At 72.6% G+C, this 13,969-nt stretch carries 11 protein-coding genes; 6 read left to right on the forward strand and 5 right to left on the reverse strand.

Annotated elements, in window-relative coordinates; all coding sequences use genetic code 11:
- Nucleotides 1-9: 9 nt before the first annotated feature.
- Both ACFYWI_RS12255 and ACFYWI_RS12260 read right to left on the reverse strand, forming a co-directional pair.
- Complete coding sequence (locus ACFYWI_RS12255; protein ID WP_389229403.1) at nt 10-1,152, reverse strand: hypothetical protein; 1,143 nt, start codon at nt 1,150-1,152, stop codon at nt 10-12.
- Complete coding sequence (locus ACFYWI_RS12260; RefSeq protein WP_389229406.1) at nt 1,149-5,018, reverse strand: tetratricopeptide repeat protein; 3,870 nt, start codon at nt 5,016-5,018, stop codon at nt 1,149-1,151. The genes ACFYWI_RS12255 and ACFYWI_RS12260 overlap by 4 nt, the downstream gene beginning before the upstream one ends.
- A 36-nt stretch (nt 5,019-5,054) precedes the next feature.
- On the opposite strand from ACFYWI_RS12260, the gene ACFYWI_RS12265 reads away from it, so the two are divergent.
- Nucleotides 5,055-5,360 (forward strand): trypco2 family protein, encoded by a 306-nt coding sequence (locus ACFYWI_RS12265; RefSeq protein ID WP_389229409.1) that lies wholly within the window; start codon nt 5,055-5,057, stop codon nt 5,358-5,360.
- 40 nt (nt 5,361-5,400) lie between these two features.
- On the opposite strand, the gene ACFYWI_RS12270 is transcribed toward ACFYWI_RS12265, so the two are convergent.
- Nucleotides 5,401-6,951: a maleylpyruvate isomerase N-terminal domain-containing protein gene (locus ACFYWI_RS12270; RefSeq protein ID WP_389229412.1), complete on the reverse strand. Its 1,551-nt coding sequence runs from the start codon at nt 6,949-6,951 to the stop codon at nt 5,401-5,403.
- Nucleotides 6,948-7,529 (reverse strand): sigma-70 family RNA polymerase sigma factor, encoded by a 582-nt coding sequence (locus tag ACFYWI_RS12275; RefSeq protein ID WP_389229415.1) that lies wholly within the window; start codon nt 7,527-7,529, stop codon nt 6,948-6,950. The genes ACFYWI_RS12270 and ACFYWI_RS12275 overlap by 4 nt, the downstream gene beginning before the upstream one ends.
- A gap of 263 nt (nt 7,530-7,792) precedes the next feature.
- On the opposite strand from ACFYWI_RS12275, the gene ACFYWI_RS12280 reads away from it, so the two are divergent.
- The gene (locus tag ACFYWI_RS12280; protein WP_389230054.1) at nt 7,793-8,167 is read left to right on the forward strand and encodes an STAS domain-containing protein; all 375 of its coding nucleotides are present in this window, start codon (nt 7,793-7,795) and stop codon (nt 8,165-8,167) included.
- A gap of 113 nt (nt 8,168-8,280) precedes the next feature.
- On the forward strand, nt 8,281-8,799 hold the full coding sequence (locus ACFYWI_RS12285) for an EF-hand domain-containing protein (RefSeq protein WP_389229418.1): 519 nt from the start codon (nt 8,281-8,283) through the stop codon (nt 8,797-8,799).
- Nucleotides 8,800-8,821: 22 nt separating this feature from the next.
- Here ACFYWI_RS12285 and ACFYWI_RS12290 read toward each other — a convergent pair whose 3' ends face one another.
- On the reverse strand, nt 8,822-10,348 hold the full coding sequence (locus ACFYWI_RS12290; protein WP_389229421.1) for a class I adenylate-forming enzyme family protein: 1,527 nt from the start codon (nt 10,346-10,348) through the stop codon (nt 8,822-8,824).
- Between the two features lie 137 nt (nt 10,349-10,485).
- On the opposite strand from ACFYWI_RS12290, the gene ACFYWI_RS12295 reads away from it, so the two are divergent.
- The 3 genes from ACFYWI_RS12295 to ACFYWI_RS12305 are packed head-to-tail and all read left to right on the forward strand — an operon-like array spanning nt 10,486 to nt 13,693.
- Nucleotides 10,486-11,679 carry an amidohydrolase family protein gene (locus ACFYWI_RS12295; protein ID WP_389229424.1) on the forward strand — a complete coding sequence of 398 codons (1,194 nt, stop codon included), beginning with the start codon at nt 10,486-10,488 and terminating at the stop codon, nt 11,677-11,679.
- A complete protein-coding gene (locus ACFYWI_RS12300) occupies nt 11,679-12,812 on the forward strand; it encodes an acyl-CoA dehydrogenase family protein (protein ID WP_389229427.1) in 1,134 nt (377 codons plus the stop codon). The genes ACFYWI_RS12295 and ACFYWI_RS12300 overlap by 1 nt, the downstream gene beginning before the upstream one ends.
- Before the next feature lie 5 nt (nt 12,813-12,817).
- Nucleotides 12,818-13,693 (forward strand): acyl-CoA dehydrogenase family protein, encoded by an 876-nt coding sequence (locus ACFYWI_RS12305; RefSeq protein ID WP_389230057.1) that lies wholly within the window; start codon nt 12,818-12,820, stop codon nt 13,691-13,693.
- The last annotated feature ends 276 nt before the right edge of the window (nt 13,694-13,969 follow it).

Genomic DNA, 13,969 nt, shown 5'->3' on the forward strand with positions numbered 1-13,969 from the left:
TGACCCACCTCATACGTCTGCGTCCGCATCCTTGCGGCGGGGGAAGCGGACCGCCGGGTACGGCCTGCCGTAGAGATAGAGCGTCACCCCGCAGGCCAGCGCGCCCGCGAAGCCCGCGGGCACGACAATGCCCGCGGTCAGCGACCAGCCCTCGGGGTGCGCGGCGCGCATCGCGTCGGCCGCCCGGCGCTCGACGGCCTCGATCTCGCGCGGAGCCTGCCGGCCGACGGAGATCCCGGTCAGTTCCGCGACCTCGCTCCGCACCCGCTGCTGGGCGGAATGCTCCGCGGTCCCGCCGGCCGCCAGCAGGACGGGAGCGAGCAGCACCGGCACGCAGCCCGCGGCCAGTTGCACGCTGACCAGCCGCAGCCGGTCCCGCACGAACACCGACGTACCGAAGGCCACGAACGCGAACAGGCCCGCCACCAGCGCCGCGGCGGCCGCGGCGGTCAGGGTCAGCGGGCTCCAGGCCGCGAGCTCGCTGTTCTCCTGGCTCAGCTGCCGCTCCAACACCTTGATCCGGTCGAGTACGGCCGTGGGCTCCTGGGGTGTGCCGTCCGGGCTGCCCTTGGGGCCGCGCAGCATGCCGGCCGCGTACTCGACCCCGGCCCTGCGCAGCACGTCGCTGCTGCGGTTGCGCTCCGCCCAGGCGATCTTGTCGCCGTACGCGACCACCAGCCCCGACACCACCCGCAGCTCCTGTTCCTGACCTTTGCGCAGGGCCCCGGACCCGGCGACCCGATTGAGGCTCTGCGAGGCCTCGGTCAGCCGTGAGCGGTACGTCTCCCCGAGCTCGACCAGCCCGACCTGAGGGCCTTCCAGCAGCCGCAACTCGGCCTGCCCCTGGGCGAGCTGGAGCGACGTACGCGCCTGCGCGAGCCCCACGAGCGCGGGCACGCACCGGTCGTGCAGCCGCTCCGAGCGCTGATGCACATCGCTGTAGGCGGCGGCACAGAGCGCGAGCGCGATCACGGCGAGCGCGGGCAGCACGAGCATGCGGCGCCGCAGGAACACGGCGGTGGCCGCGCCCTCCGCCCGCCCGGCGGCCCGCCGCCACAGCGCGGGCCCGACCGCGGGCGCCTGACGCCACAGCCGTCGAGTGCGTCTGCGCAGGGCGTCCGCCCACCCGGCGGATCTTCTGCCGGGGGTCATACGGCCTCACCCGTACCCCGCCCGCGGGGCCAGGTCGGGCGGGGGCGGCGGTCCCGGGGGCGGCGGCGGTGGTGACGCAGGCCCAGCGGGCGGGTGCGGTAGGCGTTGTCGAGCAGGGACTCCGCCAGGGCCGCGCCGTGCGGGTGGCCCGTGTGCGGGACCTGTTTGGCCAGCTGGCGATAGCTCGCGGACAGTTGCTCGCGCAGCTGCCGTTCCGTCGCGGGGACGGGGATCGTCGACGGCAGTGCGGCGCTCAGTTCCGCCAGGGGATCCCCCCACGAGCCCGCGGAGGGAGTCTCGCCCGCGCCCTGCTCACGGGCCGCGTCGACCAGGTCCAGCAGCAGCTCCAGCAGCTCGGCCGTGAGCCGCTCGTACGCATGCCGGTCCGTCAGCCCCTCGTAGCCCGCGAGCCGGTGCAGGGCCGTGAAGGCGCGGACCGCCGATGCCACGGTCGGCCGGCCGCCCTCCGTCGGCGGACCGGCGTGGATGCGCACCATCGCCGTACGCGCCGCGGTGCGGTGCCGGGAGTCCGGAGGAACACCGTCGAGGGAGGCCAGCGCCCGGTCCGGGCTGTGGCGGGCCAGATGGATCCGGGCCAGGCCGAACGCCGCTGCCCCCAAGGCGTGGTTGCGCTGCCACACCGCGTCGTAGAACCGCATGGCCTGCTGCTCGTGAGCCTCCTGCTGCCCTGCCGCCTCGGGCGCCGTGGCCGCCTCGCCGCTGCGCCACTTGTCGGCGAGCTTCTCGTGGCAGTAGCCGAGGGCGAGCTTGGGCGCGTACTCGCCCGGGATCGCGGCGTACACCTTGTCGAAGCAGCTCAGCGCCCGGTCCAGCCGGGCGTGGGCGAGTTCGGTGAGCCCGGCGTGCCAGTCCAGACGCCAGTCGTACGGCGCCCGGTCGCCGAGCAGCCGGCGCGCCTTGTCGAGTTCCATCGCCGCGGTCACCAGCTCTGTGTCCCGGCTGCGCCGACGGCCGCGGGACAGTTCCAGATGCAGCCGGCAGCGCAGCAGATGCAACTCCGGGGACGGCAGCCAATCGTCGCTGAGCTGCAGCAGCCCGGCCGGGTCGTCGTACGAGGTGCGCTGCAGCTCCTTCCAGTTGAGGTCCGCCTCGTCGGCCTTCGGCACCGGCAGGGCCACAGCCGCCTCGGACGGCGCCGGCACCTGCGCCCCGAGCCGGTCGCCCGTGCCGCCCGCCCGCCAGCGTTCCAGCGGCGGGGCCTTGCCGAGCTGCCCGTCCAGGGCGATGGCCGCCGAGTCGAACAGCGGGGACGGCTGGAACGTCTCCTCGCCCAGCCGCAGCGACCGCAGTTCGCGCAGGACGCCGCGCAGCTGTACGGCCATCTCCTGCGCGGAGGCGTACCGCAGCCGGGGGTCGCTCTCCATGGCCCGCCGCAGCGCCCGGTGCAGTGACCGGGTGCCGAGGTCGGCGGGCGGCGCCGGGTCCTTGTCCAGGAGCTCGGCAAGGACCGCGCCGACGCTGTACAGGTCGCCCGCGGTCGTCATCTCGCCGGCCGGTCCGCACTCCGGCGGCCGGTGGCTGACCGGCCCCGGGGCGCCCGGCTCGCGTACACCCGCGACGTCGATGAGCTTGATGCCGTTGCCGCAGTGCAGGACGTTGGTGAGGGAGAGGTCGCCGTAGACGAAGTGCTCGTGGTCGTGCAGATAGCTGAGGGCGTCCAGGATCAGCAGCCCGTACGCCACGATGAACTCACGGACCCGGGGACCCGCGAACGGCGGGTGCTGCTCGGCGATCCGGGCCGCGACCCACGCCAGCGGCGCCCCGTCGGCGAACTCCATCACGATGAACTCCGCCGAAGTCGACGGATGACGCGCGTAGTTGACCACGCGGATGACGGACGGGTGGTTGAGGCTGACCAGCCGCAGCCGCTCCTGGTGGGCCTGGCGCACGGCGGCCGGGTTGTCGGGGTCGAGGATGCCCTTGAGTGCCACGGGACGCATCTCCAGCAGCAGATCGCGGGCGAGATAGACCTGGCCGTGGCTGCCCTGGCCGATCGGGCCGACCACCTCGTACTGCTGGTGCAGCCGATCGCCGCCCGTCAGATGGGGGCCGGAGGGTGCGGTGACGAGCGCGTCGGGGTCGCGTACGGCGACGACGGGCAGATCGGTGAGCTGGTCGCCGGGCGGTTCGACGACGAACTCGCGCGGGCCCATCGGCCCGGCCAGCGCCTGCTCGGCGACCTCCGCGTCGAGCAGGGCCGTCTCGACGTCGACGGTGAGCCGGAACAGCCCCTGCGGCAGGGCCGGCTTGTCGTACAACGCGCCGCCAGGACTGACTTGCTGGAGCTTGCCGCGCAGTCGCGGGGCCCGTTCGGCGGGGCGGCGCACCAGTTCGGCGACGGGGCTGTTGGGGCCGGGGAGCTGCCGTAACCGCTGTTCGGCGGCGGCGAGTCTGTTCACGCGCGCCGCGAGCCGCTCGGCGCGGCGCTCGGCCCAGTCGGGCCCGAGCAGTTGGGTGCGGACCCGGCCGAGAAGCGGGGAGCGCGGATCGCTGAAGACGAGCAGCAGCCGGCTGTCCCCCCGCGTGCGGAGGGCGCGCAGCAGGCCCACGATCTCGGTGTCGGTGGATGCGGACCGGTCGATGGCCAGGAACGCGGCGATGAGCGGCGGACTTTCGCGGGCGATGCGGTCGAGCAGCGCGGTGTGGGCGGCCCCGGCCCGGTCCGGTCCGTCGGCCCGGCCCGGCCCGTCGGCCCGGCCCGGCCCGTGGGACCGGTCGGGTCCGGCGGCCGGGTCGGCGCCGCACCGGGCCTGCGGGGTGTGACCCCGGGAGTCGGCGCCGGGTTCGGGCGGGTCCGCGGTGTCCAGCTCCAGGCCTATGCGGTCGGCCACCTGGCGGGCCAAATCCGTCACCGTACGGTTGGTCGCGTCGACCGCGATGTCGATGCTGCCGATCTGCGGCTCGCCCACCGACGTGCCCGAGGGCGGCGGGGGATCGGGAGGGCTCTGCTCCCGGTCGGCCAGAGTCAGGACGGATCTGATCGTGTGCAGCAGGCCGTGCTCGCCCTCCCCGGCGAACGCCAGCTCCACCGGGTCGGTGTCCGGGGCGCCGTCCAGCCAGCGGGTCAGCCGGCGGTGCAGACCCGTGACCCTGCCGGACGCGGTGCTGCCGGGCGCGACCGCCACATCGGGCGGAATCGCGGGGGACCCGGTCACCGTCAGCCCCAGCCGCTCCAGCGGCAGATGCCTGAGCACCGTCTCCGTCGGGATCATGTACGCATGGCCCTGCCGCACCGGTGCCTGCGGGGTGCCGAACTGGTGCGCCACGATGCCGATCAGGCGCCGTGACCTGCTGTGCACCACCCCGCAGCCGCTGTAGCCGTGCCGGACCACGTACGGCGAGCCCACGGCGTCGAGCTGCACCCACTCCGGCGTCGGCCCGGGGCCGCCGCGGCCCATCAGCCGGGCCTCGACGTGCTCGCCGCCCGGAAGGTCCTCCGGGTAGCCGGTGAAGTGCACCCTCGCACCGCGCGCCGGGATCTGCCGGTGCAGTACCGCATGCGGCACCTGTGGCTCGTGGTCCAGTTTGAGCAGCGCCAGGTCACCACCGAACTGCGCTGTGGGCAGCACCAGATACTGCCGCAGCACCCGTGCCGGCAGAGGCTGCCGTCCGTCGTCGGACAGGGAGGTGCGCGGTACGTCGACATACACCGGGTCCAGCGGCGTGCGGGTGCCCGACTGATCCGGCCGGGAGAGCACCGTGTGCGCACAGGTCAGTACGAGACCTCCGGGCAGCAGTACGCCCGCGCCCAGCGGGCGGCCCGCCCGGTCGGGGGTGCGTAGCAGACAGACCCGCCAACTTTCCTCCTGCCATGAGGAGTTGGAAGTGCGAAGCGGCACGCTCATACTGCACAACGATAACTACGGGAGACGGGGTACGCGATGGCTGAGCGTGACGAAACCGCAGTAGCGGGACTGGCCGAGGTGATCGGACAGGTCCGGGACGAGCTCGAGCTGGCGCAGCGGGCGGGGGAGGGGCGCGATCTCCGGTTCAGTGTGGAGAGCGTGCATCTGGAGTTCGTGGTGCAGGTGCGCAAGGAGGGCAGTGGGCGGGCGGAGTTGCGGATCGGCGTGCTGACGGCGGGGGGCGGGGGTTCGACGGCGCGCGACGCGACCCACACCATCAAGATCGAGCTGAAGCCGCACGGCGGCGACGGCGACCCGAACGTCAGGGTGGGCGGGCCGTGACCGACGGCCGCGCCTGAGGGCCTCCCGCCGGCCCCGCGCACTACAGGCGGCTCAGGGCTGCGGCCGCGAACAGTACGTCCCGGATCGCCTCCCGGTCGCCGTCCTGTCCGGCCGCGGCCTCCCGGGGTGAGATGTGCCCGGCCACCAGTCGGCAGAACTCGACGCCGTCCAGGGCGACTTGTGCCACGGACTGGTCGGGTGAACCGACGGCGGCGGGGGAGTCCAGTGCGATGTACCAGTTGCCGCCGCCCGAGCCCTCGACCTCCAGGTGCAGCGAACGCCCCGCCTCCCCGGCCGCGACCAGATGTCTGGCCGGTCCGGCGAGCCCCGCGCGTCGGCGTTCGGCGAGCGCGGCGGGCAGCAGTCGCGCCGCGAGGTCGATCATCCGGTTCAGATGCGATCCGCTCGGCGGCTCGTACGGATAGTCCACCGCGTCTGCGATGTCCTCGGCGTGGATCCAGCACTCGAAGGCGCGGTCGAGCAGCGAGTCCCGCAGCGGCAGCGCGAACGACCCGTAGGAGACGGACAGCTCGGCGGCGCCCCGGTCGGCGAAGGACACGGTGCGGATGAGGGTGTGGCTCTGGTCGCGCCATGGCGCGCGGACCGTGCGTGTGGGCGGCGGATCCGCGGTCTTCCAGTACGCCTCGGTGCGCTCGGCCGGCGTACGCGGTGCGCCGCGGCCCAGCGGGTCGTCGAGTCCGAGGGCCTCCGCGACCAGGCCGTCGACGGACATCAGATGGCCGATGACCCCGGCGACGGTCGTTCGGCGGTTCACCTGGCGGTCGCCCTCGAACCACTTGAGCCGCACGGGCGCGTGCCATTCGGCGTCGCCGATGTCGCGCAGCAGCGCGTCGAGCCGGGCGGTCTCCGCGTCGTACGGGTCGGCCCACGAGGGAACCGGAATACGGGCGGGCCTGCGGCCCAGGCAGTTCTCCAGCACGCGGAAGCGCAGCAGCGGGTCGAGATCGAGGTCGTGGTCGGTGTGCAGCAGCCCGACCGCGTCGCGCAGCCGCAGCGCCTCGTCCGCGCAGGGTGCGCACTCGCCGAGGTGCTCCTCGACGGCGGCGGTCTCCTCGGCGGAGCAGGCGGACAGGGCCCAGGCGCCGAGCAGGGACTTCAGCACGCTGTGCGAGAGGGGTCCGGCCTCGGGCCGCGGACCGGCTCCGAGGGCCGCGGTCGGCGTGTGGGTGCCAGGGCCGGCCGTGTCCTCTGCACCCCGTCCGGTGCGGGCCTCGGGACCGGTGTCGAACCTGGCGTTCCTGGCGTCGGACCCGGCGCGGGATTCGGTATCGGACCTGACGTCCGTCCCGTCGGCGGTACCGGCACCGGATCCGGAGTCACCGGGACGGGCATCGACATCCGCATCGGCGTCGCAGTCGGACTTCGCGCCGTCCGGCACCCCGTCCCCGGTGGCCTCTGCAGGGTCCGGTTCCGGCGGTGGCGAAGGGCGGTACGCGCCCGGCCCCAGGTCGTCCGCGGCCGACCGCGGTGCCGGTATGCGAGGAACGCCCCGTGCCTCGTCACGCCCGCCCTCACGCCCGCCCTCGTCCCCGCGTCCGCCGCCCGGGCCGCCGTCCAGCGGCCCGTTCACAGCGACCGTCCGTATCCGGGTGGTGACGAGCCTTCCAGCGGGCGGGTCTGTGCGGTGGACAGCAGCTGGAGGCCCAGCCGCAGTCGGCGCCTGGCCTCGTCCTCGGTGACCCCGAGGTCCGCCGCGGTCTGCCGGTAGTCCCTGCGCTGGAAGTACGCCAGCTCCAGCGCGGCCCGCAGCGGCGCCGGCATGGAGGTCACGATGTAGTCGGCGCGGGCCGCGACGGCGGCCCTGCGCACCTTCTGCTCCAGTTCCTCCGGGGATCCGCCACCGCCCTGGGCGAGCGCGGCCGCTTCGCTCTCGCGCAGGCGGTGCACGGCCTGGCTGTTGGTGAGCCTGGCGACCCAGGAGCGCATCGAGCCCTTCCTGGGGTCGTACGCGTCCGGGTTCTCCCAGATGTAGCCGAAGACCTCGCGGGTGACCCGGTCGGCCGCCGCGTCGTCCTCGAGCACCCGGTGGGCCTGGCTGTGCACGAGCGCAGCGAACCTGTCGTACAGCTCCCCGAGCGCCGCGGCCTCGCCCCGCGCGAGCCGCTGCTGCATCCTGCGGTCCCAGCGCGGTGGTGTGTCCTTCGCCATTCGGCCCCCAAGCCTGACGCCTGTGCCGGCTGCATGTGCCTGCTGTCCGTGCCCGCTCCTGTGCTGCCACTTCCGAATGTAGTGCGCCGAACGACGTACGCACCCCCCTTTGCGCCAAGTACCCCACTTCGCCGGCCCCGGGATGGTAGAGGCCCGCGGCGTCCGTGACGGGCCGGGCGTTTCAGTGCTGAGCCGTGGGGCAGGGGGGCGTGGAAGGACGGCTTCCGGTCCATCGGCCGGCACAAGGAGAGGGTCGAGAAGTGGTGATGCTCAGCGTGGCCGAGACCCGGCAGGACGGTTGGACCGTGCTCCACGTGTGCGGCGAGCTCGATCTCGTCTCCTCCCCCACGGTCCGCCAGCACGTCCATGAAGCGGTCGCCGCAGGCCACCGCGATCTGGTGCTCGACCTGTCCGGGGTGCAATTCTGCGACTCGAGCGGCGTCGGCGTACTCATCGCCTCCCGAAGACTGCTGCGCTCCTGTCGCGGCCGGCTGCGCCTGATACTGCCCTCCCGCGGCGCAGAGGAGGGCTCGCACGTCAACCGGGTGCTCGCCGCGCTGGGCGTACGCCGGCTCTTCGAGGTGTACGCGGACGCGGGTTCCGCCACCGGCGAAGGGGCTCGTCCGCTGTCCGCCTGACGTTGTCCGCGGGCGTCCGGCAGGCCTGTCACCTGCCCTTCGCCGCGATGTCACCACCACGCAATTGCCTGGGTACGTACACGCGTCGGCTTCCGGGGCCGTACGCTCCCCGCATGGACAGCGCAGAGTACGAGCGGAAGATCGCTTCCCGCTTCGCCGCTTTCGATCAGGACGGCAACGGCTACATCGACCGTGAGGACTTCAGTGGGGCCGCCGCCGCCCTGCTCGCGGAGTTCTCCGTCACCGCACGCTCCGACAGGGGCCAGGCGCTCTACAGCGGCGCCGAGGCGTTCTGGCAGGGCATGGCGGGCATCGCCGATGTGGACGGTGATCAGCGGGTCACCCGCCAGGAGTTCGTGACGGGCGCGGTGAAGAGACTGCGCGACAACCCCGAGCGGTTCGGTGAGATCGCCCGCCCCTTCCTGCATGCGGTGATCGCCATCGCGGACGAGGACGGCAACGGTGTGACCCCGCAGGCCGCCGCGCGGGCACTGCGCGCACTGGGCGTCGATCCCGGTGTCGCGGACCGGGCCGGTGCGGCCCTGGACGCGGACGGCGACGGCCGGATCAGCGAGGAAGAGGTCCTCAAGGGTTTCGCCGCGTACTACGTCACTCCCGAACAGCCCCAGTAGCCGTCGTGAGTCCCGGCGGGACTCACGCGTACCGTTCCCTGAGCCGGTACTTGAGCACCTTGCGCAGGGTGTCGTTACGGGGGAGGGCGTCCACCACCTCGAGCTGCTCGGGCAGTTTGTGCACGGACAGGCCCTCCCCCCGCAGAAACGCGGTCACCGCGTCGAGCGTGAGCTCCTCGGCTTCCGCGGTCCGTTCGACCACCGCGCAGACCCGTTCCCCGCGTTCGGGGTCGGGCAGTCCGATCACCGCCGCGTCGCCCACCGCCGGGTGCCGGTGCAGCAGATCCTCGATCTCCTTGGCGGAGATGTTCTCGCCCTTGCGGATGATGACGTCCTTGAGACGTCCGGTGAGGACGAGATGTCCGCTGTCGGTGAGCCGGCCGAGGTCCCCGGTGCGCAGGAACCCCTCGGAGTCGAAGACCTCGGCCGACGGTTCGGCGTCCAGATAGCCCTGGCAGACGGCTTCGCCGCGCAGCCGGACCTCGCCGTCGACGATCCGTATCTCCATCCCGGCCGGTGGCCTTCCTTCGGTGGTGGCGAGGTTCTCGGGGGTGTCGTCGGGCGAGCCCATGGTGATCATCGGGACTTCGGTCATGCCGTAGCCGTGGGTGAGCGCGCAGCCCATCTCGCGTACGACGGCGTGGTAGAGCTCGGGCGGCTTGGGCGCGCCCCCGCCCGCCAGCAGGCGCAGGGTGGGGATCAGCTTCTCGCCGGGCTGTTTGCGCTGTTCGGCCAGGAACATCGAGTAGAAGGCGGTGGAGCCGCCGGCCGTCGTCACGCCGTGCCGGCGGTACTCGGCCAGTGCGCCGGGCAGCGCGAAGTGCTCGAACAGGACCGCGGGGAACCCGTACAGCAGCAGCATCACCAGATAGTCCGGGCCGCCGATGTGCGCGAAGGGGAAGGCGATGGAGCCGACGTCGTCCGCGGACAGGTGCAGGGAGTGCGCGAGACACGATCCGCCCGCGATCAGTGAACGGTCCGTGTGCAGGACGCCCTTGGGGTCGGACGTGGTGCCCGAGGTCCAGTAGATCCAGCGCACGTCCGCGCCCGGTCCGGAGCCCGCGCCACGGGCGGGGGTTCTGGCGGGCGGGGCGGGCAGCGCGGCGGGCTCGCCGTCGGGCAGCGCGTCGTACGCCTCGAAGACGCCGCGCGCCCCGAGCCGCTGTGCCATCCCCGGGTAGTCGAAGCCCCGCCACACACCGGGAACGGCGAAGAACTCGGCCTTGGACTCGCGCAGCGCGAAGCCGACCTCACGGTCCCGGTAGAAGGGGATGACCGGGGACTGCACGGCGCCGAGCCGGGCGAGGGCCACGGTGAGCAGGACCGTCTCGATTCGGGTGGGCAGTTGCCAGGCGACGACCGTGCCGGGCCGCACCCCCATGGCGTACAGCCCTGCCGCGACCCGCTCGGATCCGTCCCGCAGGCCGCCGAAGGTGAGGGTGCGCCCGCCCTGGAGGAGGACGGGCCGGTCGGGGGTGAGGGCGGCGCGGCGGTCGACGAGTCCCCAGAGAGTGCGGGCCTGCCCCAGTGCGTGTGCGGTCTCGTTCATGCCCGTACCCCTCCATGGCGCGACGAGTAGCTGACGGATAGTCAGATCGTGCGGAGAGCGTAGGGCTCACCGCCTTGTCGGTCCAGGGGCGCGGGGCTAGCCTGATATCTGACGACCCGTCAGAAGCGGAGGCCTCGATGGACCAGGAACTGCCCCGGATCGTGAGCGTCGACGACCATGTGATCGAGCCGGCGCACCTCTTCGAGACCTGGCTCCCGGTGAAGTACCGGGACCGCGGGCCGCGGCCGCTGACCGCCGGGATCGGCGAGCTCGCCTACGTCGGCGGCAAGTACCGGATCACCATGGACCCCGACGGGCCGCCGACCGACTGGTGGATCTACGAGGACCTGAAGTTCCCGTACAAGCGCAATATCGCCGCCGTGGGCTTCGACCGCGACGACATGACGCTGGAGGGCATCACCCGGGCCGAGATGCGACGCGGCTGCTGGGACCCGGTGGCACGCCTCGCGGACATGGACCTCAACCATGTCGAGGCGTCCCTGTGCTTCCCCACCTTCCCGCGCTTCTGCGGCCAGACCTTCGCCGAGGCGCACGACAAGGAGGTCGCGCTCGCCTGCGTACGCGCCTACAACGACTGGATGGTCGAGGAATGGTGCGGCGACAGCGGCGGCCGGCTCATCCCGCTGTGCCTCATCCCGCTGTGGGACATCGACCTCGCCGTCGCCGAGATCCGGCGCAACGCGGCGCGTGGAGTGAAGGCCGTGACGTTCTCCGAGATCCCCACCTGTCTCGGGCTGCCGTCCATCCACTCGGGCTACTGGGACCCGTTCTTCGCCGTCTGCCAGGAGACCGGCACGGTCGTCAACATGCACATCGGGTCGTCCTCGCAGATGCCGGCGGCGTCGCCGGACGCGCCCCCCGCCGTCCAGGCCTCGCTCAGCTTCAACAACGCGATGGCCTCGATGACGGACTTCCTCTTCAGCGGGGTTCTGGTGAGGTTCCCGCGGCTGAAGCTGGCGTACAGCGAAGGCCAGATGGGCTGGATCCCCTACGCCCTGGAACGCGCCGACGACGTGTGGGAGGAGCACCGGGCCTGGGGCGGGGTGCGCGATCTGATCCCCGAGCCGCCGTCCACCTACTACTACCGGCAGATCTTCTGCTGCTTCTTCCGCGACAAGCACGGGGTCGCGTCGCTGGATGTGGTGGGCCGTGACAACGCCACGTTCGAGACCGACTATCCGCACGTCGACTCGACCTTCCCGCACACGAAGGACGTCGCGCTCGACCATGTGAAGGGACTCGACGACGAGACCGTGCACAAGCTGATGCGCGGCAACGCGATCCGGATGCTGGACCTGGATCTCGACTGATGGATCTGGCGTGCACGGCGCAGGAGGAGGACTTCCGGACCCGGCTGCGGGAGTGGCTGGCGGTGGTGCTGCCGAAGCTGCCGCCGAAGCCGTCGCCGGACGACTGGCCGGGCCGGCGGGCGTACGACACCGCGTGGCAGCGTGCCCTGCACGACGCCGGATACGGCGAACTGCACTGGGACGCGTCCCCGACCCTGCGGCTGATCTTCCTTGAGGAGACGGAGCGGGCGGCGGCCCCCTACGTCGGTGCCAACTTCGTCGGGCTGCTGCACGCGGGACCGACGATCGCGGCCGAAGGCACCGCCGAACAGCGGGCGCGCTGGCTGCCGCCGATCCTGCGGGGCGACGAGATCTGGTGCCAGGGCTTCAGCGAGCCGGAGGCGGGCTCCGACCTCGCCTCGCTGCGCACGAGGGCCGTACGCGACGGAGACGCCTACATCGTGACCGGCTCCAAGATCTGGACCTCGCACGCGGAGGTCGCCGACTGGTGCGAACTGCTGGTGCGCACGGATCCGCAGGCGCACAGGCACCGGGGCATCACCTGGCTGGCGATGCCCATGGACGCGCCCGGCGTCACCGTGCGGCCGCTGCGCACCCTGGCCGGCTCCGTCGAGTTCGCCGAGGTCTTCCTGGACGAGGTCCGGGTACCGGTCACCCACAGGATCGGGGCCGAGAACGACGGCTGGCGCGTCACCATGGTCACTCTCTCCTTCGAGCGCGGCACGGCCTTCGTCGGCGAGGTCGTCGCCTGCCGCCGCACCCTCGCCGAACTGGCCCGCACGGCACGCGAGAACGGCCGCTGGGACGACGCGGTGCTGCGCCGCCGGCTCGGCCGCCTGCACGCCGAGTTCGCGGCGCTGTGGCGGCTCACCCAGTGGAACGTCAGCGAGGCGGAGGGGACCGGCGGCGTCCCCGGGACAGGGGGCTCGGTCTTCAAACTCCGCTACTCGCACGCACGCCAGGAGCTGTACGACGCGGCGGCCGAGGTCCTCGGCCCCGATGCGCTGGACCTGTCACATGAGTGGACCCTGGACCGGCTGTCCTCGCTGTCGTACACGATCGCTGCCGGCACGTCCCAGATCCAGCGGAACATCGTCGCCGAGCGCATCCTCGGCCTTCCGAAGGGCCGGTGACCACCGTGCACTTCCAACCGACCGACGACCAGAACGCGTTGAGGCGGGGGGTGCGGGATCTGCTGGCCGCCCGCTTCGACCGCGCGGCGCTGCGCGCGGCGGTGGACACGCCTGGGCTGGACAGGGCGCTGTGGCGGGAGCTCGCGGGCGCGGGGTTCTTCTCGTTGCGGCTGCCGGAGGCGGACGGCGGAGCCGGACTCGGGGCGGTCGAGGCCGTCGTCGTCTTCGAGGAGGCCGGGCGGATGCTGCTGCCCGGGCCGCTCGTGGCCACTCATCTCGCCGCGGGCGTCGTTCCCGGCGCCGCGACCGGAGAATCGGTCGTCACCGCGGCAGCCGGAGGGCTGGTGACCTGGCTGAACGAGGCCGACGAGGTGCTCGGCCACTGCGCGGGCGCCGTGCCCGTACGGTCCGTGGACCCGCTCACCCCGCTGCACCGGCTCCCGCGGCCGGGGAATGCGGCACCGGACCCCGTCGCCGTGCTGCTCACCGCCGCCGAGCAGGTGGGCTCCGCCGCCCGTACGACGGGGCTGGCCGTGGAGTACGCCAAGGAACGCACCCAGTTCGGCCGACCCATCGGCGGTTTCCAGGCCGTCAAGCATCTGTGCGCCGGGATGCTGGTGCGTGCCGAGACGGCACGTACCGCCGTCTTCGCCGCCGCTGTCACCGCGGACCCGGTCGAGACCGCGGGGGCCAAGCTCCTCGCCGACGAGGCGGCGGTCGGCAACGCCCGCGACTGCCTCCAGATCTTCGGCGGTATGGGCTTCACCTGGGAGGCGGATGTGCACCTCCACCTCAAACGTGCCTGGGTACGGGCCGAGATGTGGCTGACCGCGACAGAGGCGGAGGAGATCCAGGCCGAGGCGTTGGCCTGGGCACTCTGATCCGTCACCGTGTGTTGATACCGGGTTGTGTCCTTCGCCCGACTTGTCACGCGCCGGAGTCGTGGTTCGCCTCCGGTACGCTCCGTTGGATGCGAGTCGCTGCGAGTACGGGATGCGGGCGGGGTCTCACCGTGCCGCTGCCGACGCGGCGGTTCCGGGCCCGGCACTACGGGCCGTCCGGCCTGTGCGGCAACGGTTCTCATACTCTTTTGCGCGCCTGTGTTCGACTCCGCGCGCGGTGCGTCGCACAGTATGCACCATGGGTACTCCGTCCCG

The organism is Streptomyces sp. NPDC002889, from assembly GCF_042888425.1.
In the GTDB taxonomy this organism is placed as follows: Bacteria; Actinomycetota; Actinomycetes; order Streptomycetales; family Streptomycetaceae; genus Streptomyces.

What these genes read in the sequence shown, in the direction of transcription:
- ACFYWI_RS12255 (WP_389229403.1), bottom strand. Translation starts at nt 1,152, where the DNA reads ATGACCCCCGGCAGAAGATCCGCCGGGTGGGCGGACGCCCTGCGCAGA.
- ACFYWI_RS12260 (WP_389229406.1), bottom strand. Translation starts at nt 5,018, where the DNA reads ATGAGCGTGCCGCTTCGCACTTCCAACTCCTCATGGCAGGAGGAAAGT.
- ACFYWI_RS12265 (WP_389229409.1), top strand. Translation starts at nt 5,055, where the DNA reads ATGGCTGAGCGTGACGAAACCGCAGTAGCGGGACTGGCCGAGGTGATC.
- ACFYWI_RS12275 (WP_389229415.1), bottom strand. Translation starts at nt 7,529, where the DNA reads ATGGCGAAGGACACACCACCGCGCTGGGACCGCAGGATGCAGCAGCGG.
- ACFYWI_RS12285 (WP_389229418.1), top strand. Translation starts at nt 8,281, where the DNA reads ATGGACAGCGCAGAGTACGAGCGGAAGATCGCTTCCCGCTTCGCCGCT.
- ACFYWI_RS12290 (WP_389229421.1), bottom strand. Translation starts at nt 10,348, where the DNA reads ATGAACGAGACCGCACACGCACTGGGGCAGGCCCGCACTCTCTGGGGA.
- ACFYWI_RS12295 (WP_389229424.1), top strand. Translation starts at nt 10,486, where the DNA reads ATGGACCAGGAACTGCCCCGGATCGTGAGCGTCGACGACCATGTGATC.
- ACFYWI_RS12300 (WP_389229427.1), top strand. Translation starts at nt 11,679, where the DNA reads ATGGATCTGGCGTGCACGGCGCAGGAGGAGGACTTCCGGACCCGGCTG.